Origin of the sequence: Aeromicrobium sp., assembly GCF_037719875.1 — a bacterium.
Lineage (GTDB): Bacteria > Actinomycetota > Actinomycetes > Propionibacteriales > Nocardioidaceae > Aeromicrobium.
This window is the reverse complement of record NZ_JBBJMJ010000003.1, coordinates 168,994-189,041: the sequence shown is the minus strand read 5'-3', so window position 1 is coordinate 189,041 and position 20,048 is coordinate 168,994. Positions and strand designations below refer to the sequence as shown.

Genomic DNA, 20,048 nt, shown 5'->3' with positions numbered 1-20,048 from the left:
CCGCGTCGAGCAGCGCACCGACTTCGACAAGCTCATCGTCGACGTCGAGACCAAGAAGTCGATCCTGCCGCGCGACGCGATTGCCTCGGCCGGCTCGACCCTGGTCGAGCTGTTCGGTCTGGCCCGTGAGCTCAACGTCGAGGCCGAGGGCATCGACATCGGCCCCAGCCCGGTCGACGAGCAGCTCGCTGCAGACCTAGCACTGCCGATCGAGGACCTCAACTTCACGGTGCGTTCCTACAACTGCCTCAAGCGCGAGGGCATCCACACCGTGGGTGAGCTCATCACCCGCTCGGAGCAGGACCTGCTCGACATTCGCAACTTCGGTTCGAAGTCGATCGACGAGGTCAAGGCCAAGCTCGCCGAGATGGGCCTCGCGCTCAAGGACAGCCCGGCTGGCTTCGACCCGTCGGCCGTCATCGACGCCTATGACGACGACGCCAGCTTCGCCGAGGACGAGCAGTACTGACGTACTGCCCCATCCGGCCCCTGCCCACCTGACCCTGGGCCCGATTGATTCTGGAGACACAACATGCCCACCCCCACCAAGGGACCTCGCCTCGGCGGCAGCCCGGCGCACCAGCGCCTGATCCTTGCCAACCTGGCGCAGAACCTGTTCGAGCACGGCAAGATCACCACGACCGAGGCCAAGGCTCGGCGCCTGCGCCCCTACGCGGAGTCGCTCATCACCAAGGCCAAGACCGACACGGTGGCCAACCGCCGCCAGGTCGTCAAGGTCATCCGTGACAAGAGCATCCTGCACACGCTGTTCACCGAGATCGGTCCCGCCATGGCGACCCGTCCCGGTGGCTACACACGCATCACGAAGATTGCGCCACGCAAGGGCGACAACGCCCCCATGGCCGTCATCGAGATCGTCGAGGCCAAGCAGTTCGGCGCGCAGAACCAGACGTCCAAGAGGACCAAGGTCGCCAAGCCCGCCGCCGAGGACAAGTCGGCCGATGACGCGCCTGCTGACGATCTCGGCACGGATGTGCCGGTTGACGCCACTGACGACGCTGCTGAGGCAGCCGAGACGGTGGCGGCTGCGACTGACGACACGGCTCCGGCCGCGGACGACACCAAGTAGCCACCCGCACCACCAGAACGCCCGCCACCGATAGGTGGCGGGCGTTCTGCGTCGTCACAGGTTGGTCATCCGTGACGGTCCTGCCCGACTGGCGCGTCACCTTAGGATCAGACTATGAAGAAGCTTGCGGCCGCGGTGATCGTCGGCCTGCTCGCAGTCGGCTCGCTGGCATTCGAGCCGTGGACCCTGTGGACTCGCTCGACGGTGGACGAGGCGCTGCCGGAGGTGACGTCCGCGCCCCGGGTGCCAGTGCTGAACTCCCAGCCCTCCTCCGCTCCGACGCCGTCCGCTCCGACGCCGACGGCTTCGGTGAAGCCGGTCGAGTTGACCCGCGGTCGGTTCATGTCGCAGGAGCATGGCACGACCGGACGGGCGCGAGTCGTGGAGCTGGCGGATGGCCGCCGAATCCTGCGGCTCGAGGACTTCTCGACCAGCAACGGCCCCGACCTGCACGTCTGGCTGTCGGACCGAACAGCGGGTGGCAGCTGGTTCAAGTACGACGAGGGTCGAGCGGTGCAGCTCGGCAAGCTCAAGGCAACCGACGGCAACCACAACTACGAGATCCCGGCCGGCGCTGATCTTGCAGGCCTGAAGAGTGTCGTCATCTGGTGCGAGCGGTTCAGCGTGGCCTTCGGATCGGCCCCGCTGAACCGCTGACACCGCGCGGTCAGCGAGAAAAGAAGACCGGGTCGGCTTCAATGCGGGGCCGTCCGTGGCAGTAGACCCTTGTGACACCGGTCACTTTGGTCGGTGCAGACCTCGGAGGAATTATGCGTTCCATCACTCGACCCCTCATCGCGCTGGCTTCTGCGAGCGCCCTCGCACTCGGCGCAGTGGCCGCCACCACCTCATCATCCAGCGCCGCCCCGTCCACCGCGGCCGCCCTGGCCCTCTCGGACAGCGGCATGTTCTTGCGGAGCTTCTCCCTCACGAACCCGTCCAGCGACACCTTGCTCGGCAGGATCGATGGCCTCAACGCAGCCTCTCCCGGAGCGACGGCAGACACCCGGTTCGTCGGGATCGACTTCCGCATCCAGGACCGGAACTACTACGGCGTTGGCGACCAGGGTGGCATCTACACCATCACCAGCAAGGGCAACGCGGTCCGGGTCTCGCAGCTGACCGTGGCGCTGTCGTCGGAGCCGCAGGCACGCTTCGGTGTCGACTTCAACCCGGCCGCCGACCGCCTGCGCATCATCAGCAGCACGGGGCAGAACCTGCGACACAACGTCAACCCCGGCGGTACGACGATCAACGACACGAAGCTGACCTACCCCGCGACGCCTCCGGAGACCGGCACGGTCGACGCGCTCGGAGTGGTGGGTGCGGCCTACACGAACAACGACCTGGACGCCTCGACGGCCACCACCTTGTTCGACCTCGACGCCGCCGCCGATCGCATCGCGCTTCAGTCGCCCGCCAACGCCGGAACGTTGGCTCCCACAGGCTCGCTCGGCGTCGCGTTCAGTGACCTGGCCGGATTCGACATTCGGACCACCACGAGTGGTACGCGTGCGGTCTCCAACACCGCGTATGGAGCGCTCCGCACCACCAACGCCGGGGTGCCTTCGCTCTACAAGATCGATCTGTTGAGCGGCAAGGCGACGGTTGTGGCAGCATTCGACAAGCAGGTCGCTGACATCGCCATCAAGCAGCCGTGACAGCGTCTGCGTGACCTGATCGCGCAGACGTCCCGGTCCGTCATCCAGGAGCACTCTTGCCACAACGGATGAACTTCCGGGCCAGGGAGCGGGAGACCACACGGTCTGCCGATTCGCTGGCCCGGGAGTGCTACGACCGTCACGGTGGTGAGCTCTACCGTTTCGCTCTCGCTCGTCTGGGTGACAGCGCCACGGCCCAAGACGTGGTGCAGGAGACGATCGTGCGGGCTTGGCGGGCGGCTGAGCGATTTGATCCGAGCCGGGCCAGCCTTCGTACCTGGCTCTACGCCATCGCCAAGAACGTCATCAGCGACCACCTTGCCAGCAGGTCACGGGCTCTGGCACTCGCTGCAGACCTGACCGAGAACCAGGAAGAGGGAGCAATGCATGACCATGCAGATGCTGTCGCTGACGCAGATCTCGTCAGGCGCGCCCTGGGAAGCATCAGTTCCGACCAACGCACGGCGATCGTTGAGACCTATCTGCTCGGCCGCCCGTACGTCGAGGTCGCCCACGAGCTCGGCGTCTCGGTGAGCACCCTCAGGAGCAGGGTGTTCTACGGGCTCAAGCACCTGCGCCTCGCGATGGGGATGCTGATGGTCGAGTCATGAGTCCGACTCATGAGACCCTGCGCGAGGCCTTGGGGGCCTACGCGCTCGGTCAGCTCGATGACCCCGAGCTGGTCGAGGCCCTCGAGGCGCATCTTGGGACGTGCGATGGATGCCGGGCTGAGCTTGACGAGCACACCGCCGCGGCTGTCATGTTGGACACCCTCCGCGAGGAGGACCTCGGCAGCTCAGCCGCGCCGCCGGCCGAGCTCGATGACCGGATGGAGGCCGTGCTCAAGGACCTCGAGTCCAGACGGAAGCGGCGCTGGGTCCCGGCCGCGGCCGGGACCCTGGTGGGTGCCGTTGCGGCCACCGTCATGTCCTTCGTGGTGTTGCACGACGAGCCGGTCGACACGCCGACCGTGATCGCCGTCCCCCGGGTGGACGTGACGCCGGGGGTCACCGCGACGGTCGGCCTGGTGGATCACACCTGGGGCCTGGAGCTCAAGCTCACCGCGACCGGTCTGCCGGCCGGCGAGACCTACGACGTCCGCATCATCGGGCAGGACGGCACGTCATACGACGCCGGTGAGTTCATCGGTGTCGGTGACCGCACCATCACGTGCGACATGAGCTCGTCGGTGTTGTTCGCGGACGCGACCCGGTTCATCGTCGAGTCGGCGGACGGCAGCAAGGTCATCTGGGGCGACTTGACCACCTGAGACCTGACGTTCACGTGCCGCGTGACACCTCGAGCAGGCGGAACCCCTGCTCGCTGCCGGCTCGAGTGGTGGGCCACCCCTGGTCGATGAGCCACTGCTGCAGGGAGTCGGCTCCGAGGTTCTTGCCGACCACGAGTCGGGCCGTCCCGGCGGGGGCGAGGTGGGGGAGCCAGCGCATCAGCAGGTCGTGCAGGGCGGCCTTGCCAATCCGGATCGGCGGGTTGGACCAGATCTGGTCGACGACGAGCGTGGCCGGCACGTCGTCGGGCAGCGCGGTGTGCACGCGCGCTCCTGCCCGCTCAGCATTGAGTCCGGTCAGATCGAGGGCCCGCTGATTGATGTCGACGGCCCACACCGCGGCTCGCGGTGCCGCGAGCGCCAACGAGCAGGCGATGGGGCCCCAGCCGCACCCAAGGTCGAGCAGGGTGCCTGCAGTCGGAGGGGTCGAGGCGCGGAGCAGGATCTCGGTGGCCTTGTCGAGGCCTCGGTGCGAGAACGTGCCCGACGAGGTGGTGAATGTCATCTCTCGGCCCCAGATCATGGCCGACACGTCGCGCCTGCGATCGTCAGCGCGAGGTGCGGTGCTGAAGTAGTGATCGGTCGGCTCGTCATGCATACCCACCATCGTGCCAGCGGTCAGCAGGTGCAGGGGTGCGGACCCAGGTCCCGCCATCGGTGACCGCATGGAGCTCAGCTCCGTCAAGCGGAACGGAGTCGACGGACTCGCGCGGGCGCGGCGATGTGCCACGACTCCTCGATGAGCTCGAAGATCTCGGCGCGGTCGACCAGCGTGAGGTCGACGAGCACGTAGTCGTAGCCGTCGTAGTGCGGCGAGGTGTAGAACGCCGGGTCGGAGCCCGAGACCAGTGATTCCTTGTCGGCTGTCGTGCACTTGAGCGCCAACCCACCGTCGTCCTCGGTACGCAATCGGGCCATGAGCTTGCCCGCGACGTTGAGCGAGGGTGTGCTGTAGGAGGTGGCCTCCGCGACCTCAGGCAGCGTCACGGCGTGTGCCACGACGTCCTCCCAGGTGACCATGGACTCAGTGTGTCACTGGTCGGGAGGGGATGTGTCGCGCGAGCTGGAGGCGGTGACCCCGCAACGCACGGGCGCCTCACTCGTCGCGCCGCCTGCGTGATTCCCGGGCGCGGATCGCCAGACCTGCGTCGTCGGGATAGATGACCTCCTCGAGCACCAGGCCATGTGGCGGCAGCACCGTGACCCGGGCATCCCGCGCCGCGCTGGCAAGCACGGCGGCTGACCACGACGGCTCGAATCGGCCCTCACCGACCGCCACGAGCAATCCCATCAGGGAGCGCACCATCGAGTGGCAGAACGCATCGGCGCGCACCGTGGTCTCCAACGAATGACCCACCCGCACGGTGCCCAGCTCCGCGAGCGTACGGATCGTGGTCGCGCCCAAGCGGCGCTTGCAGAACGCCGCGAAGTCATGCTCACCGAGGAGGTGGTCGGCGGCAACATTCATCGCATCGACATCGAGCCGACGAGGCCACCGCACGACGGTGGCCCGGGTCAGGGGGTCGGGCGCGGGACCGTCGAACATGCGGTAGGCGTATCGGCGCTCCAGTGCGGCGAACCGGGCGTCGAAGCCGTCAGCTGCGGCGGTCAGCCCCCGCAGCGTGATGTCCTCGGGCAGCAGGCGCCGCAGGCGTCGCTCGAGATGGACCGGATCGACGTCGTCCAGATCCACGTGCGCCACCTGCCCCCGGGCGTGCACGCCGGCATCGGTCCGACCGGCGACGGTGAGCGGTGCGGACTGTGGGAGTCGCAGGATCAGCGCGATCGCGGCCTCGACCTCGCCCTGGACCGTACGGAGCCCCGGCTGGATGGCCCAACCGCGGAAATCGGTCCCGTCATAGGAGAGGTCGAGTCGCAGGCGCACCACGACACGCTATCCGGTGGTGACCACGGGTCGGGCGGGCGCCGCCTACTACTTCCAGCGCTCCTCGGCCGAGACGAAGTCGAGCCGGCGGTCGCCGGTGTAGATCTGCTTGGGCCGGGCGATCTTCTGCTCCTTGTCATCCACCAGCTCCAGCCACTGGGCGAGCCAGCCGGCCGTGCGGGGGATCGCGAAGAGGACCGTGAACATCTCCGGCGGGAACTGCAGCGCCTCGTAGATGAGGCCCGAGTAGAAGTCGACGTTCGGGTAGAGCTTGCGGGAGATGAAGTAGTCGTCCTCCAGCGCGATGCGCTCGAGCTCCTGGGCGATCTCCAGCAAGGGGTTGACCCCCGTGACCTCGAAGACGTCATCGACGGCCTTCTTGATGATCGTCGCCCTCGGATCGAAGTTCTTGTAGACCCGGTGACCGAAGCCCATGAGCTTCTCGTCGCCATTCTTGACGCCGTCGATGAAGGCCGGCACCTTGTCCTTGCTGCCGATGCGCTTGAGCATCTTGAGCACGGCCTCGTTGGCGCCGCCGTGCAGAGGGCCATAGAGCGCGGCGACCCCGGCGCTGACCGCCGAATAGGGGTCAACCTGGCTGGAACCGACCGAGCGTACGGCGTTGGTCGAGCAGTTCTGCTCGTGGTCGGCGTGCAGGATGAACAAGACCTCGAGCGCCTTGGCGAGGCGCGGGTCGGGGTTGTACTTCTGCTCGCTCATCTTGAACAGCATCGACAGGAAGTTCTCGGTGTAGGTCAGGTCGTTGTCGGGGTAGACGTAGGGCTTGCCCTGCGCGTGCCGGAAGGACCACGCGCCGAGGGTCGGCATCTTGGCGATCAGCCGGACGATCTGGTCGTGCCGGATGTCGGGGTCGGTGATGTTGCGGGCCTCGGGATAGAACGTCGAGAGAGCGCCGACGCTCGACAGCAGCATGCCCATGGGATGCGCGTCGTAGCGGAACCCCTGCAGCTGCGACTTGAGGTTCTCGTGCACGAAGGTGTGGAACGTGATCTCGTGCACCCACTGATCGTGCTGCTCCCTGGTCGGCAGCTCGCCGTGGATCAGCAGATAGGCGACCTCGAGGAAGGTCGACTTCTCCGCAAGCTGCTCGATCGGGTAGCCGCGATACTCCAGGATCCCCTTGTCGCCGTCGATGAACGTGACGGCGCTGCGCGTCGACGCGGTGTTGGTGAAACCCGGGTCATAGAGCGCCAGGCCGGGCTCATCCTCGGTCTTCCCGATCTGGCCGAAGTCACTCGCGCGGACTGTGCCGTCGGTGATCGGGAGCTCGAACTCCTCGCCCGTCCGGTTGTCGCGGACGGTCAGTGTGTGGTTTTCGGTCACGATGGGTCTCCTGTGACGGCGGGGTGTGCCCGACTGCGAGGTGGTGCAGCGTGCACCCAACTTAGTGCGGTCCCGCGATTCGTACGATGTGGGGTCTCACGCGCAGGTCTCGTTTTGACCCGGGCGGTCGCTGCCGGTTAACCTTGTGTGTCGTGTCCCCGTCGGCTGATGCCGCGGAATCGACCGACGCAGCATTTGTTCACACCCAGCCACACCACCAAGAACGAGAAGGTCACGCCGTGCGCACGTTCAGCCCCAAGCCGTCTGACATCACCCGTCAGTGGCACGTCATCGACGCCGAGGACATCGTCCTTGGTCGTCTCGCCGTCCAGGCTGCGACGCTGCTCCGCGGCAAGCACAAGCCGACCTACGCCCCTCACGTCGATGGCGGTGACTTCGTCATCATCATCAACGCCGAGAAGGTCGCACTGTCGGGCAACAAGCGCACCGACAAGCTCGCCTACCGTCACAGCGGTTACCCGGGTGGACTCAAGTCCATCGCCTACGGTGACCTGCTCGACAAGGATGCTCGCAAGGCCATCGAGAAGTCGGTCCGCGGCATGCTGCCCAAGAACCGTCTGGGTGATCAGCTGATCACAAAGCTCAAGGTCTACTCCGGCCCCGAGCACCCGCACCACGCCCAGAAGCCCCAGCCGTTCGAGATCACGCAGATCTCCCAGTAAAGAAGAGAAGCGCAATCATCGTGGCCCAGACTGACCAAGCATCGACCACTGTCGACAACGAGTTCGAGACCAACGCCGAGGGTGTGGCATACACCTCCGAGACCGTTGGCTCCTCCGAGACCTCCGACAAGCCCGCGACGATCGCACCTGGCGCTGCCACGGGTCGCCGCAAGGAAGCCATCGCGCGCGTCCGCATCGTTCCGGGAACCGGCGTGTGGACCGTCAACGGCAAGCCGCTCGAGGAGTACCTCCCCAACAAGCTGCACCAGCAGATTGCCAAGGAGGCCTTCGCCGAGACCGGGCTGCAGGACCGTTTCGACGTCATCGCACGGGTCACCGGCGGCGGCATGACCGGCCAGGCCGGTGCGCTCCGCCTCGGAGTGGCTCGCTCGCTCAACCAGATCGACGAAGAGGCCAACCGCCCGGCGCTCAAGAAGGCCGGACTCCTGACGCGCGACTCGCGCATCAAGGAGCGCAAGAAGGCCGGCCTCAAGAAGGCCCGTAAGGCTCCGCAGTACAGCAAGCGCTGATCCTGCTGTGGGCCGGATCTTTGGCACAGATGGCGTTCGCGGACTCGCGAACCGCGATCTGACCGCCGAGCTCGCGGTCGACCTCGCGGTCGCCGCGGCCCACATCCTCGGAGAGGTCGGTGCATTTGCCGACCAGCGCCCGACAGCAGTCGTAGCCCGCGATCCTCGCGCCTCAGGAGAGTTCCTCGAGGCCGCGGTGGTCGCGGGTCTTGCGTCTGCCGGGGTCGACGTCCACCGCCTGGGAGTCGTCCCGACACCCGGCGCGGCCTATTTGACGTCCTACCTCGAGGCCGACATGGGCGTCATGATCTCGGCGAGCCACAACCCGATGCCCGACAACGGCATCAAGTTCCTCGCCCGCGGCGGACTCAAGCTCGACGATGAGCTCGAGGTCCTGATCGAGAACCGCCTCGAGGAGTCGTGGGACCGGCCGACCGGAGCCGGTGTCGGTCGAATCGGTGACAGCCATGCGGGCGTCGGGGCCTACGTCAAGCACCTCGTCGCCTCAGCCCCCGGGCGGCTCGACGGCCTGACGATCGTGCTCGACTGCGCCAACGGAGCGGCGTTCGAGGTCGGACCTCGCGTCTTCGAGCAGCTCGGCGCCACAGTCATCCCGATCCACGCGGAGCCGGACGGCCTCAACATCAACCGCAACTGTGGCTCGACGCATCTCGACGACCTGCAGAAGGCCGTCATCCAGCATCATGCCGACGCCGGATTCGCCTTTGACGGCGACGCCGATCGTTGCCTCGCGGTCGATCATTGTGGAGCGGTCGTCGACGGCGACCAGATCCTGGCGCTCCTCGCGATCGCGGCGCGGGATGCCGGCCGACTCACCCACGACACCGTGGTCGCGACGGTCATGAGCAACCTCGGATTCGTGCAGGCGCTCAGCGCGACTGGCATCACGGTGATCCAGACCGCCGTCGGCGACCGCTATGTCCTGGAGGCCATGCGATCGGGCGGCTTCAACGTCGGCGGTGAGCAGTCGGGACACGTCATCATGGGCGACTACGCCACGACCGGCGACGGGGTCCTGACCGCGGTCCACGTGGCCTCTCGCATTCGCGAGACCGGCGCATCCCTCGCCGACCTCGCCTCGGTCATGACCCGGCTGCCGCAGGTCCTTGTCAACGTTCCCGATGTCGACAAGGCCCGGGCCGACTCCGACCCCGTGCTGCAGGGTGAGGTGGCGATTGCCGCGGCACGGCTCGGCGACTCCGGCCGCGTGTTGCTGCGGCAGTCCGGCACTGAACCGCTCGTGCGGGTCATGGTCGAGGCGACGACCCACGACGAAGCCTCAGAGGTCGCCCAGCACCTCGCGGCAGTCGTACGTTCGACGCTCGCACTCTGAGAGCTGCAGCCGGTCAGGAGAGCTCGACGTCCTCGAGCACCCGGGCGTCGACGCTGCCCTCGAGGGCAGGTGATTTGTCCGGTGATGCCCAGACTTTGGTTCGCAGGAACTCCAACATCGTCGTGGCCTCCTCCACCGTGCCGAAGTCGAGATCGATCACGACATAGTGCTCATCGTCGACCGGACGGCGTACGTGTTGGTCACGCACCCCAGACGTCTTGCGGAACTCGGCGAACCGGGCGAATGCGACGGTCCAGACGTCGAAGTCATTGATCGCGTGCTGGATGTGAAGTGTGGGCATGATGTCTCCTCGGTGAAGTGATGTCTCGACGCTAGGCGGGTTGACGTACGACGGGTATCCCGTGTTTGCGGGGGTCCTGCGCCGGTCGCCGGGCGTATCGTCGGCTTCGTGAGCGGGCCAAGGTCGTCCGAACGACTGCACGATCGCATCGAGCGCGCGGCCGCAGTTGCGGGTGCCGATGATGATCGCGCCCTGCGGCGGGCGTTGCTCGAGGAGGTGCGCACGGCGGTGGACTTCGACGCATTCGCCTGGCTCCTCACCGACCCGGTCACGACCGTCGGGTCGTCGCCGTTGGCCGAAGCGCCGTGCCTGTCCGAGCTGCCGAGGCTGATCCGGTTGAAGTACCTCACCTCCGTGACCCGCTGGACCGTCCCTGGGCGGCCTCCCGTGCTGTCACTCGTGGGCGCCACTCGTGGTCGCCTGGCGGCAAGCATGGTGTGGCGCGAGCTCTTGGCCGACTATGACGTCGTCGACGTCGCCTCGCTGGTGTTCGCCGATCGCTTCGGCTGCTGGGGCTTCCTCGACCTCTGGCGACAGGCTCCGGCGCCCCCTTTCTCCGCCGCGGAGCTGCTCGATCTTGCGAGTGTGGTCGTCCCGGTGACGGCCGCACTACGTCGGAGCCAGGCGGGCTTCCTGCTACAGCGAGGGGCCACCCATGAGGACCCGCCCGGGCCGGTCGTGATGGTGCTGTCCGAGGACCTCGAGGTCAGGGCCATGACTCCGGAGACTGAACGCGTGCTCCGGATGCTCGTGCCGCCGTCCGGCGGGGCGTCGCCAGTCCCTGCAGCTGCCTACAACGTCGGTGCGCAGCTGCTCGCGGCCGAGGCCGGCGACGACCCGCACCCGGCGATGACCAGGGTGCACGTGCGGGACGACTGGTGGGTCGCCCTGCGTGCCGCGAGGATGGTTGCCACCGGTGGCCAAGCGACGACTGACATCGCGGTGACGATCGAGCAGGTCACGCTTGACGAGCGGGTCGAGCTGTTCGTGCGCGCCGTCGGACTGAGCGCGCGGGAGACTGAGCTGGTGCACCTGTTGCGGTCCGGCACCAGCACGCGTGAGGCGGCCGAGCTGATGACCCTTTCCCGGCACACGGTCGGCGATCACCTCAAGTCCGTCTTCGCCAAGGCGGGTTGCCGCAGTCGGGGCGAGCTCTTGGCACGCTTGGCGGGCCGCTGACTCTCCGGCCTACGATCGGGTCATGCCCCTCGTCACGCCGTTGACCGACGACCGGTTCGATGCCTACTACGCCGTCTATGCGCGGGCCTATGCACGCGAGTTCGACTCGCCGTGGTTACCGGTCGAGAAGAAGGTCAACCTGACCGATGACCCGTACGGGAAGAACGTCGCGTTGATGGCGCTGGACGACGCAGGTGTGATCGTCGGTGGTGGCAGCGCGACGATGCCGCTGCAGGACAACACCGCGTTCGCCTATCTCGACGTCTTCACCGACCCCGATCGGCGCCGAGAGGGCCACGCCACGGCGATTCTCGACGAGCTGATGTCGTCGGCGCGCGCAGCCGGACGGACGATCGGCTTCCTGACCCCGGTGTGGGGTGTGGACACCGAGCACGATCCGGGACGCGAGTTCGCCGAGGCCAGGGGATTCACCCTCGACATGATGGACGCCCTGCGCGCACTGGACCTTCCGGCGGAGCTCCCACCGCTGGAGGTCGCGGACGGCTACACGCTGCACTCCTGGCGCGGCCCGTGTCCGGCCGTTTGGCTCGATGAGTATGCCGAGCTGCGCCGCATCCTCGTCCAGGAGGCGCCCAACGGCGAGGCCGGACTGGAGAACGAGTACTGGGACGCGGCACGGGTGCGGCTGGACGAAGCCGATCTCATCCGGTCGAACCGGCAGATGCAGGTCACGGTCGCCCGAGCCGCCGACGGCCAGCTGGCAGGGCACACCCAGCTGGCCTTCCCCGGCGACAGCGCCGAGGTCTACCAGTGGGACACCCTGGTCCGGGGCAGCCATCGCGGGCACGGGCTCGGGCTCGCCCTCAAGATCCACACGATGCGCGAGTCTGCGGACCTGCTCGAGGGTCGGCGTCGCATCATGACCGAGAACGCTGCCAGCAACTCATACATGATCGCGGTCAACGAGAGGCTCGGCTTCCGGCAGATCGCCTGGACCGGTGAGTACGTCCGCACGATCTGATCGGCCCACGGCGATCCGCGGTCGTCTCAGAGCTTGCGGAGGCGGACCCAGTCGACGGAATGGTCGGGTCCCTTGCGCAGGACGAGTGAGGCTCGGCCTCGTGTCGTGGCAATGTTCTCGCGCAGATTGGGCCAGTTGATGGTGTCCCACAGCTCGCCGGCGCGCACCTCGGCCTCGTCGTCGGTCAGAACGCTGTAGCGGTGGAAGTAGGACGCTGGGTCGGTGAAGGCGGTCTTGCGCAGTGTCAGGAATCGGTCGATGTACCAGCGCCGCAGGTCCTTGCCCGAGGCGTCGACATAGATCGAGAAGTCGAAGAAGTCGCTGACCGCGAGCCCCGGGCTGCCATCGCCGCGGGGACGTGCCGGGGCGAGGACGTTGAGGCCCTCGACGATCACGATGTCGGGCGCTTTGAGCGTCACGAGCTCGTCGGTGCGGTCGTAGGTCAGGTGCGAATAGATCGGGGCGGACACGACCTCGACGCCGGACTTGACCTCCATGACGAAGCGGAGCAGGGCCTTGCGGTCGTAGGACTCGGGGAAACCCTTGCGGTCGAGCAGCCCGCGCCGCTCGAGCTCGGCATTGGGGAACAAGAACCCGTCGGTCGTGACGAGCTCGACCGCAGGATGCTCGGGGGAGTGCGAGAGCAGCTCCCTGAGCAGCCGGGCAGTGGTCGACTTGCCCACTGCCACCGAGCCGGCGATGCCGATGACGAACGGTGTGCGGTGCGTCTGCGGAGCGTGCAGGAACTCCTCGGTGGCCTGGTAGAGCGCGCCGGCGAGGCGTACGCGCATGCTGATGAGCTGGGTCATGGGCAGGTAGACCTGGCGGACCTCCTCGAGGTCCAGCTCGTCGCCGAGACCTCGGACCCGCTCGATCTCGGCGGGTCGGAGCGGCTGCGGGGCGTCCCCGGCGAGCTCGGCCCACGCGGAGCGCTCGAGCTCGACATACGGTGACTGGTCGCGCGTCATGTCGCTATTCTCCCGCTTGCGTCGTGGGGGCATGGCACTCGGTATCCTCGCAGGCTCCGGCGCTCCCGGGTCTCACTTCGATCGCTTGTACCCTGATCGGTATGTGTGGAATCGTCGGATACGTGGGTCAGCGCTCTGCGCTCGACGTCGTGATGGGTGGCCTGCGGCGTCTTGAGTACCGCGGATACGACTCCGGCGGAGTCGCCCTGGTGCGTGACGGAGAGATCGTGTCGGCCAAGAAGGCCGGCAAGCTGGTCAACCTCGACGCCGAGCTGGCGGCCAGGCCGCTGCCGGTGGCCCACACCGGCATCGGGCACACCCGCTGGGCCACACACGGTGCTCCCAACGATCGAAATGCTCACCCGCACCTCGATGAGACCGGCCGCATCGCGGTCGTCCACAACGGCATCATCGAGAACTTCGCCGTGTTGCGGGCGGAGCTGGAGGCGGCCGGTCACGAGCTGATCTCCGAGACCGACACCGAGATCGTCGCGCACCTGCTCCACGACGTGCTCGAGGGCACAGCTGACCTTTCCGAGGCCGTGCGCGTGGTGTGCCGGCGTCTGCAGGGAGCCTTCACCCTGGTGATCTGCGATGCCCGTCAACCCGATGTCGTCGTCGGCGCCCGGCGCAATTCACCGCTGGTGGTCGGCCGGGGTCAGGGGGAGAACTTCCTCGGCTCGGACGTCGCCGCGTTCATCGAGTTCACCCGCGACGCCATGGAGCTCGGGCAGGACCAGGTCGTGACGATCACGCCCGACGACATCGTCATCACCGACTTCGACGGCAATGCGGCGCCGACCAAGGAGTACCACGTCGACTGGGACGTCTCGGCGGCCGAGAAGGGCGGCTACGACTGGTTCATGCTCAAGGAGATCGCGGAGCAGCCCCAGGCCGTCAGCGACACCCTCCTCGGCCGGCACTCCGCCGATGGACGCCTGCAGCTCGACGAGATGCGCCTGTCCGACGACGAGCTGCGAGACGTCGACCGGATCATCATCGTGGCGTGCGGCACCGCGGCCTATGCCGGGCTCGTCGCGAAATATGCCATCGAGCACTGGACCCGCATTCCGTGCGAGGTCGAGCTCGCCTCGGAGTTCCGCTATCGCGACCCGATCATCGACCGATCCACCTTGGTGGTCTCGATCAGCCAGTCCGGCGAGACCATGGACACCCTGATGGCGGTCCGCTATGCCCGCCAGCAGAAGGCGCGGGTGCTCTCGATCTGCAACACCAACGGCTCGACGATCCCGCGCGAGTCCGATGCCGTGCTCTACACGCACGCGGGCCCGGAGATCGCGGTGGCATCGACCAAGGGCTTCCTGGCGCAGATCGTGGCCTGCTACCTCCTCGCGCTCTATCTGGCCCAGGTCAAGGGCACCAAGTATGGCGACGAGATCGCCAGCACCATCGCCGACATCCAGCGCATTCCAGCCGCGATCCAGCGACTGCTCGACGAGGGCGACCAGGTCCGCAAGCTGGCGACCGAGCTCGCGGGGTCCCGATCGATCCTGTTCCTGGGCCGCCACGTCGGCTATCCCGTGGCCTTGGAGGGGGCACTCAAGCTCAAGGAGCTCGCCTACATCCATGCCGAGGGGTTTGCCGCGGGAGAGCTCAAGCACGGCCCGATCGCAGTCGTCGAGGAGGGCCTGCCGGTCTTTGTCATCGTGCCTCCCAAGGGCCGTGACCAGCTGCAGGAGAAGACCGTGAGCTCGATCCAGGAGATCCGGGCCCGCGGAGCGCGCACGATCGTGCTCGCTGAGGACGGCGACGAGGACGTGGTTCCCTACGCCGACCACCTGATCCGGCTCCCCAAGGTCCCGACTCTGCTCCAGCCGCTCGTCGCGACGGTTCCCCTGCAGATCTTCGCCAGTGAGTTCGCCAGCCAGCTCGGGCACGACGTCGATCAGCCGCGCAACCTCGCCAAGTCCGTCACGGTCGAATGAGCGCCGGTCGGGGGGACGTATGAGCATCCTGGGCATCGGCGTCGACGTGGTGGACCTGGCCCGCTTCACCGAGACGCTCGAGCGTACGCCCACGCTGCGAAGCCGACTGTTCACGCCGGCCGAACGGACCCTGCCGGTGGAGTCCCTGGCGGGACGCTTCGCTGCCAAGGAGGCACTGGCCAAGGCGATGCGTGCGCCGTCGGGCCTGTCGTGGCAGGACTTCGAGGTCGTCAACGACGCGCAGGGTGCGCCGACGTTCGCCCTGCACGGTGCTGCCCCAGAACGACTCAGTGGCCTCGGCATCGTCACGGTGCACCTGTCGATCTCGCACGACACCAGCGTGGCGACGGCCTTCGTGGTGGCTGAATGCTGACCGGCCATCGGGTCGAGGACGTCCGTGCCGCCGAGGAGGCCCTCGCTGCGACCCTGCCCGAGGGTGAGCTCATGCGGCGGGCATCGCGTGGGCTGGCGGACGAGCTCTGCGAGATTCCGCCCGGAGAAGTCGTGTTGTGCCTGATCGGCCCGGGAAACAACGGCGGGGACGCTCTGTATGCCGCGGTGCACCTGCTCGATCGAGGCGTCCGAGTCGACCTCTGCCTCCTCGACGATGCCAAGGTCCACATCGAAGGGCTCGCGGCAGCCAGATCCGCCGGGGCGCAGGTCGTGGCTGCACCCACTTCTCAGCGGTGGTGCCTCGACGCGTTGTTCGGCATCGGCGCCCGCCCGGGGCTGAGTGGCAGGGCCGCCGAGTGGGCCCAGTGGGTCGAGGAGAGCCGTCCCCAGGTCATCGCGGTCGACGTCCCGTCAGGTGTCGATGTCGATGGAGCGACGCGGCCCGGGGCATCTGTCCGGGCTGATTCGACGGTGACCTTCGGGACCTACAAGGGCGGGCTCCTCATCGAACCCGCAGCCACGATGGCCGGCCGGATCGGGCTCGTGGACATCGGGCTCACGCCGTACCTCCCGCCGGCCCGGTTCGAGTCGATCGAGGCGTCCGACGGGCACCTCCTGGCGCCGGCGCTGCCCCAAGGCAGCTCGCACAAGTACTCCCGCGGCGTGCTCGGCATCGCTGCGGGCTCGGAGCACTATGCCGGCGCGGCCCATCTGTGCGTCGCGGGCGCCCAGGCCGGACTCGCCGGGATGATCCGGTTCCTCGGCGACTCCGCACTCGGCGAGCGGATCGTCGATCGCGCTCCCGAGGTGGTGGCCGAGCGTGGACGTGTGCAGGCGTGGGTCGTTGGCCCCGGCAGCGGGGACGACGCGGCGGCGCACCTTGCGACGGCACTGGACGACGGGGTGCCACTCGTGGTCGACGCGAGTGCACTGCCGCACATACCCGACACCTTCGACGTGCCCGTGCTCCTGACCCCGCACGCCGGCGAGCTCGCCGATCTGCTCGGGGTGGGCCGCGAGGACGTCGAAGCCGATCCGTTGACCCACGCGACCGCAGCGGCGGAACGCTGGAATGCGACGGTCCTGCTCAAGGGAAGTCGAACCCTCGTCGTGCAGGCAGGCGCACCGGTGCGGGTCAACCTCAGCGGATCGCCATGGCTGGGCACGGCAGGCGCCGGGGACGTGCTGGCAGGATTTGCGGGCTCGCTGCTCGCAGCCGGCCTCGCCCCCCGCGATGCGGGTTCCATCGCCGCCTACCTTCACGGGGTCGCCTCGGTGCGCGCCAACCCGGGCGGACCTGTCGTGGCGGCGGACGTGGCACGCGCGCTGCCGTCCACTGTCGCCGCATTCATACGGGGGAGCCTCGCGTGACGGCTCCGCAGGCCGAGGCGATCATCGACCTCGACTCCTTCCGCTCCAACCTCGAGGCCCTCCGGTCGTGCGCTCCGTACTCGGCCTTGATGACGGTCGTCAAGGCCGACGCCTATGGCCACGGCATGCTGCCGATGGCCCGGGCGGCGCGTGAGGCCGGATCGGAGTGGCTCGGTGTCGCCACGATCGAGGAGGCGCTCGCGATTCGCGGCTCCGGTGACGCCGGGGACGTGCTCTGTTGGCTTGCGGCTCCCGGGGCAGACTTCGCCGCCGTGATCGACGCCGGTGTCGAGGTCACCGCATCGTCGGGCGAGCAGCTCGCCGAGATCCTCGCGGCGCCCTCCTCCCTCCGCCCCCGGGTCCAGCTCAAGGTCGACACGGGCCTGTCGCGCAACGGCGCCCTCGGCAAGCAATGGACCGAGCTGGTCGCGGATGCGGCCGCCGCGCAGTCGGCCGGAGCCGCTGAGATCACCGGCGTCTGGTCGCACTTCGCCTGCGCCGACGAGCCAGGTCATCCGGCAAACGATGCCCAGGAGTCGGCGTTCGCCGAGGCGGTCGCCGAGCTCGCGGCCGTCGGGGTCGAGCCCGCCCTGCGACACCTGAGCAATTCGCCCGCGACGCTGACTCGGCCGTCGGCGCACCTCGACCTGGTGCGGGTCGGCATCGCGGCCTACGGCATCCGCCCGGACCCTGGGATGACCTATGACGCCCGGCTGACCCCGGTCATGACACTCCGAGGCCGCCTCGCAGCGGTCAAGCGGGTCGCGGCGGGGGCGAGCGTCTCCTATGGGCACTCCTGGACCGCCGAGCGGGAGACTACGCTGGGTCTGGTCCCTCTGGGATATGGCGAGGGCATCCTTCGCACCGCCTCCAACCGTGCCGAGGTCGGCTTCGGGGGCCGGCGCGTGCGTCAGGTCGGCGTGATCTGCATGGACCAGTTCGTGGTCGACCTGGGCGACGCCCCGGCGTCCCGTGGAGATGTCGTGACAGTGTTCGGTCCGGGAGCAGGTGGTGAGCCCACGGCCGAGGACTGGGCAGTGGCAGCGGGCACCATCGCTTACGAAGTCGTGACCCGGTTGGGTGGACGCATCGAGCGTACGTATCGAGGAGGGGCATGAGCCGCACGACCAAGGTTGCGACGACTGCAGGGGCTTTTGTGGCTGCCGGCATCGCCGCCACGCTGCTCAGCGGCAGGCAGCGCCACCAGCGCCAGCTGCGGCGGGGCGAGGATGTGACGTTCGGCTCGGTGCACAGTGAGCGGCAGCAGATCACCGCGACCGACGGAGTCGCCCTCAACATCGAGATCGACGAGGCCGAGGAAAAGACGCCGACCATCGTGTTCGTGCACGGGTGGGTCGAGAGCATCGACGTGCGGCACTACCAGCGCCTCGCGCTGCGCGGCTCGGTGCGCATGGTGTTCGTCGATCTCCGGTCGCACGGCCACTCCGGTCGCTCCCATCACGACAACTCATCGATCCCGCACCTCGCGGACGACCTGCGTACGATCATCGGCTCAGTCGTCCCGAGCGGCCCGATCGTGCTGGTCGGCCATTCGATGGGCGGGATGGCCGTCATGGAGCTGGCCGCGACCGAGCCCAAGCTGTTCGGCCGGCAGGTCTTGGGTGTCGTGCTGATCGCCACGAGCTCGGGTCGGCTGATGCGCAGCAGCCCCGGCCTGCGCCACCTCATCCCGATGCTCCGGGTCGCCTCACCCGTGCTCGACTGGGGGCGTGCGTTCAACAGCTTTTCGATCGTGCGCCGCTGGGGCCTCGGGCCCAACGCGCAGGAGCGTCACGCCGACATGACCAACGAGATGATCCTGAAGGCGCCGACCCATGTGCTGATGGACTTCTATCCCAACTTCGTGTCTCTTGACCTGACCCCGGGCCTGGAGGCGTTGAGCAAGGCTCACACCGTCGTCATCGGCGGCACGGCGGACCTGCTGACCCCCATCAAGCACAGCCGGCGGCTCGCGGACCTGATCCCCGGGGCCAGGCTCGTTGCGCTCGACGATGTCGGGCACATGGCGATGTTCGAGGAGCACCAGTCGGTCACCAAGGTCATCGAGGACGTCGTCGGGGCCATCTCGTGACGGCCCTCAACGTGATTGACGCCGGACCGGAGCACGCCGAGCGCATCGTCGAGATCATTCACCGATCGTTCGGCGCCCGCCCGACCCTCGACCCACCGTCGACTGCCCTTGACGAGACCGCAGAGTCGGTGGCGAAGGTCCTGGGCACCGCCGGGGGACTGCTCGTCGAGCGCCGCGGCCTGCCGATGGGTGCCATGTTGTTCGACGAGTCGCGTCCGGGCCAGCTCGGCCTCAAACGTGTGTGCGTCGACCCGGACATCCAGGCACGAGGAGTCGCGTCCGCGATGCTGGGTGTCGCGGAGGACACCGCGGAGGAGCGGGGCAAGGACGGCATCTGGCTCGACGTACGAGAAGAGCTCCCCGAGACCGTGCAGTTCTGGTCGCGGCGTCGCTACCACCCAGTCGGCCGGGACGAGCCGTTCATCGAGTTCGGCAAGACCTTGTGGCTCGCCCGCGAGGTGCCGACCCCTGAGGAGATGCGCGCGTTCGCCGCCAAGCTGGCGACGTTGCTGCGTGGCGGCGACCTGCTCGTGCTGTCCGGCGACCTGGGTGCCGGCAAGACGACGTTCACGCAGGGCCTGGGCGAGGCGATGGGCGTACGCGGTCCGATCACGTCGCCCACCTTCGTCATCGCCCGGACGCACCCCTCGCTGGTCGGCGGGCCGCCGCTGGTCCATGTCGATGCCTATCGGCTGGGCGATGCGGCCGAGCTCGATGACATCGACCTGGATGCCACGTCGGACGAGGCGGTCACGGTCGTCGAGTGGGGTGAGGGCATGGCCGAGCAGCTGTCGGACAGCTGGCTCCATGTCCGCATCGAGGTTCGCGGGGCTCGGCCGGTCGATCCGCTCGGGACGCCGCACGAGGGAGATCTCGTCGATGAGGCCGAACCTCGGGTCGTGACGGTCAAGCCGCAGGGCTCGCGGTGGGTCGGCGTACCCCTCCGCTCCACCCTCCTCTCCTGACCCACCACCCACCTCC

Annotated in this window: 23 protein-coding genes; 17 read left to right on the top strand and 6 right to left on the bottom strand. The window is 67.9% G+C overall.

Annotated features, from left to right (window positions below):
• From WKF39_RS05675 to WKF39_RS05650, 6 genes are all read left to right on the top strand, one after another.
• Positions 1–469: DNA-directed RNA polymerase subunit alpha C-terminal domain-containing protein (locus WKF39_RS05675; protein ID WP_340386260.1), on the top strand; the 469-nt coding region annotated here is incomplete at its 5' end.
• Positions 470–532: 63 nt separating this feature from the next.
• Positions 533–1,090 (top strand): 50S ribosomal protein L17, encoded by a 558-nt coding sequence (gene rplQ / locus WKF39_RS05670; protein ID WP_340386259.1) that lies wholly within the window; start codon positions 533–535, stop codon positions 1,088–1,090.
• A gap of 114 nt (positions 1,091–1,204) precedes the next feature.
• Positions 1,205–1,747: a DM13 domain-containing protein gene (locus tag WKF39_RS05665; RefSeq protein WP_340386258.1), complete on the top strand. Its 543-nt coding sequence runs from the start codon at positions 1,205–1,207 to the stop codon at positions 1,745–1,747.
• Between the two features lie 113 nt (positions 1,748–1,860).
• Positions 1,861–2,751: a DUF4394 domain-containing protein gene (locus tag WKF39_RS05660; protein ID WP_340386257.1), complete on the top strand. Its 891-nt coding sequence runs from the start codon at positions 1,861–1,863 to the stop codon at positions 2,749–2,751.
• A 56-nt stretch (positions 2,752–2,807) separates the two neighbouring features.
• Positions 2,808–3,362 (top strand): RNA polymerase sigma factor, encoded by a 555-nt coding sequence (locus WKF39_RS05655; RefSeq protein WP_340386256.1) that lies wholly within the window; start codon positions 2,808–2,810, stop codon positions 3,360–3,362.
• On the top strand, positions 3,359–4,021 hold the full coding sequence (locus tag WKF39_RS05650; protein WP_340386255.1) for a zf-HC2 domain-containing protein: 663 nt from the start codon (positions 3,359–3,361) through the stop codon (positions 4,019–4,021). The genes WKF39_RS05655 and WKF39_RS05650 overlap by 4 nt, the downstream gene beginning before the upstream one ends.
• Before the next feature lie 10 nt (positions 4,022–4,031).
• Here the strand turns inward: WKF39_RS05650 and WKF39_RS05645 are convergent, their stop codons facing one another.
• The 4 genes from WKF39_RS05645 to WKF39_RS05630 form a co-directional block, all read right to left on the bottom strand.
• Positions 4,032–4,637: a methyltransferase gene (locus WKF39_RS05645; protein WP_340386266.1), complete on the bottom strand. Its 606-nt coding sequence runs from the start codon at positions 4,635–4,637 to the stop codon at positions 4,032–4,034.
• 83 nt (positions 4,638–4,720) lie between these two features.
• Positions 4,721–5,059: an MmcQ/YjbR family DNA-binding protein gene (locus tag WKF39_RS05640; RefSeq protein WP_340386254.1), complete on the bottom strand. Its 339-nt coding sequence runs from the start codon at positions 5,057–5,059 to the stop codon at positions 4,721–4,723.
• A 76-nt stretch (positions 5,060–5,135) separates the two neighbouring features.
• Positions 5,136–5,927, bottom strand: coding sequence for a tRNA pseudouridine(38-40) synthase TruA (truA, locus tag WKF39_RS05635; protein ID WP_340386253.1), 792 nt, complete (start codon positions 5,925–5,927; stop codon positions 5,136–5,138).
• A gap of 45 nt (positions 5,928–5,972) precedes the next feature.
• The gene (locus tag WKF39_RS05630; RefSeq protein ID WP_340386252.1) at positions 5,973–7,268 is read right to left on the bottom strand and encodes a citrate synthase; all 1,296 of its coding nucleotides are present in this window, start codon (positions 7,266–7,268) and stop codon (positions 5,973–5,975) included.
• Positions 7,269–7,507: 239 nt separating this feature from the next.
• On the opposite strand from WKF39_RS05630, the gene rplM reads away from it, so the two are divergent.
• From rplM to glmM, 3 genes are all read left to right on the top strand, one after another.
• Entirely contained in the window at positions 7,508–7,951 is a 444-nt protein-coding gene (gene rplM / locus WKF39_RS05625; RefSeq protein WP_332668075.1) for a 50S ribosomal protein L13, read from the top strand.
• Positions 7,952–8,034: 83 nt separating this feature from the next.
• Positions 8,035–8,481, top strand: coding sequence for a 30S ribosomal protein S9 (gene rpsI / locus WKF39_RS05620; protein WP_340386265.1), 447 nt, complete (start codon positions 8,035–8,037; stop codon positions 8,479–8,481).
• A 7-nt stretch (positions 8,482–8,488) separates the two neighbouring features.
• Positions 8,489–9,835: a phosphoglucosamine mutase gene (glmM, locus tag WKF39_RS05615; protein ID WP_340386251.1), complete on the top strand. Its 1,347-nt coding sequence runs from the start codon at positions 8,489–8,491 to the stop codon at positions 9,833–9,835.
• Positions 9,836–9,848: 13 nt separating this feature from the next.
• On the opposite strand, the gene WKF39_RS05610 is transcribed toward glmM, so the two are convergent.
• A complete protein-coding gene (locus WKF39_RS05610; RefSeq protein WP_340386250.1) occupies positions 9,849–10,136 on the bottom strand; it encodes a hypothetical protein in 288 nt (95 codons plus the stop codon).
• Between the two features lie 108 nt (positions 10,137–10,244).
• Here WKF39_RS05610 and WKF39_RS05605 point away from each other — a divergent pair, with 108 nt between their 5' ends.
• Together WKF39_RS05605 and WKF39_RS05600 are read left to right on the top strand one after the other, a co-directional pair.
• Positions 10,245–11,315 carry a helix-turn-helix transcriptional regulator gene (locus WKF39_RS05605; RefSeq protein ID WP_340386249.1) on the top strand — a complete coding sequence of 357 codons (1,071 nt, stop codon included), beginning with the start codon at positions 10,245–10,247 and terminating at the stop codon, positions 11,313–11,315.
• Between the two features lie 22 nt (positions 11,316–11,337).
• Positions 11,338–12,297: a GNAT family N-acetyltransferase gene (locus tag WKF39_RS05600; protein ID WP_340386248.1), complete on the top strand. Its 960-nt coding sequence runs from the start codon at positions 11,338–11,340 to the stop codon at positions 12,295–12,297.
• A gap of 26 nt (positions 12,298–12,323) precedes the next feature.
• Here the strand turns inward: WKF39_RS05600 and coaA are convergent, their stop codons facing one another.
• Complete coding sequence (coaA, locus tag WKF39_RS05595; protein WP_340386247.1) at positions 12,324–13,265, bottom strand: type I pantothenate kinase; 942 nt, start codon at positions 13,263–13,265, stop codon at positions 12,324–12,326.
• A 101-nt stretch (positions 13,266–13,366) separates the two neighbouring features.
• Here coaA and glmS point away from each other — a divergent pair, with 101 nt between their 5' ends.
• The 6 genes from glmS to tsaE are packed head-to-tail and all read left to right on the top strand — an operon-like array spanning position 13,367 to position 20,032.
• Complete coding sequence (gene glmS, locus WKF39_RS05590) at positions 13,367–15,211, top strand: glutamine--fructose-6-phosphate transaminase (isomerizing) (RefSeq protein WP_340386246.1); 1,845 nt, start codon at positions 13,367–13,369, stop codon at positions 15,209–15,211.
• Between the two features lie 19 nt (positions 15,212–15,230).
• Entirely contained in the window at positions 15,231–15,584 is a 354-nt protein-coding gene (locus WKF39_RS05585) for a holo-ACP synthase (RefSeq protein WP_340386245.1), read from the top strand.
• Entirely contained in the window at positions 15,578–16,975 is a 1,398-nt protein-coding gene (locus WKF39_RS05580) for a bifunctional ADP-dependent NAD(P)H-hydrate dehydratase/NAD(P)H-hydrate epimerase (RefSeq protein ID WP_340386244.1), read from the top strand. Before WKF39_RS05585 ends, WKF39_RS05580 begins: the two co-directional genes overlap by 7 nt.
• Positions 16,972–18,093, top strand: coding sequence for an alanine racemase (gene alr / locus WKF39_RS05575; protein WP_340386243.1), 1,122 nt, complete (start codon positions 16,972–16,974; stop codon positions 18,091–18,093). Before WKF39_RS05580 ends, alr begins: the two co-directional genes overlap by 4 nt.
• Entirely contained in the window at positions 18,090–19,067 is a 978-nt protein-coding gene (locus WKF39_RS05570; RefSeq protein WP_340386242.1) for an alpha/beta hydrolase, read from the top strand. Before alr ends, WKF39_RS05570 begins: the two co-directional genes overlap by 4 nt.
• Positions 19,064–20,032, top strand: coding sequence for a tRNA (adenosine(37)-N6)-threonylcarbamoyltransferase complex ATPase subunit type 1 TsaE (gene tsaE / locus WKF39_RS05565; RefSeq protein WP_340386241.1), 969 nt, complete (start codon positions 19,064–19,066; stop codon positions 20,030–20,032). Before WKF39_RS05570 ends, tsaE begins: the two co-directional genes overlap by 4 nt.
• The last annotated feature ends 16 nt before the right edge of the window (positions 20,033–20,048 follow it).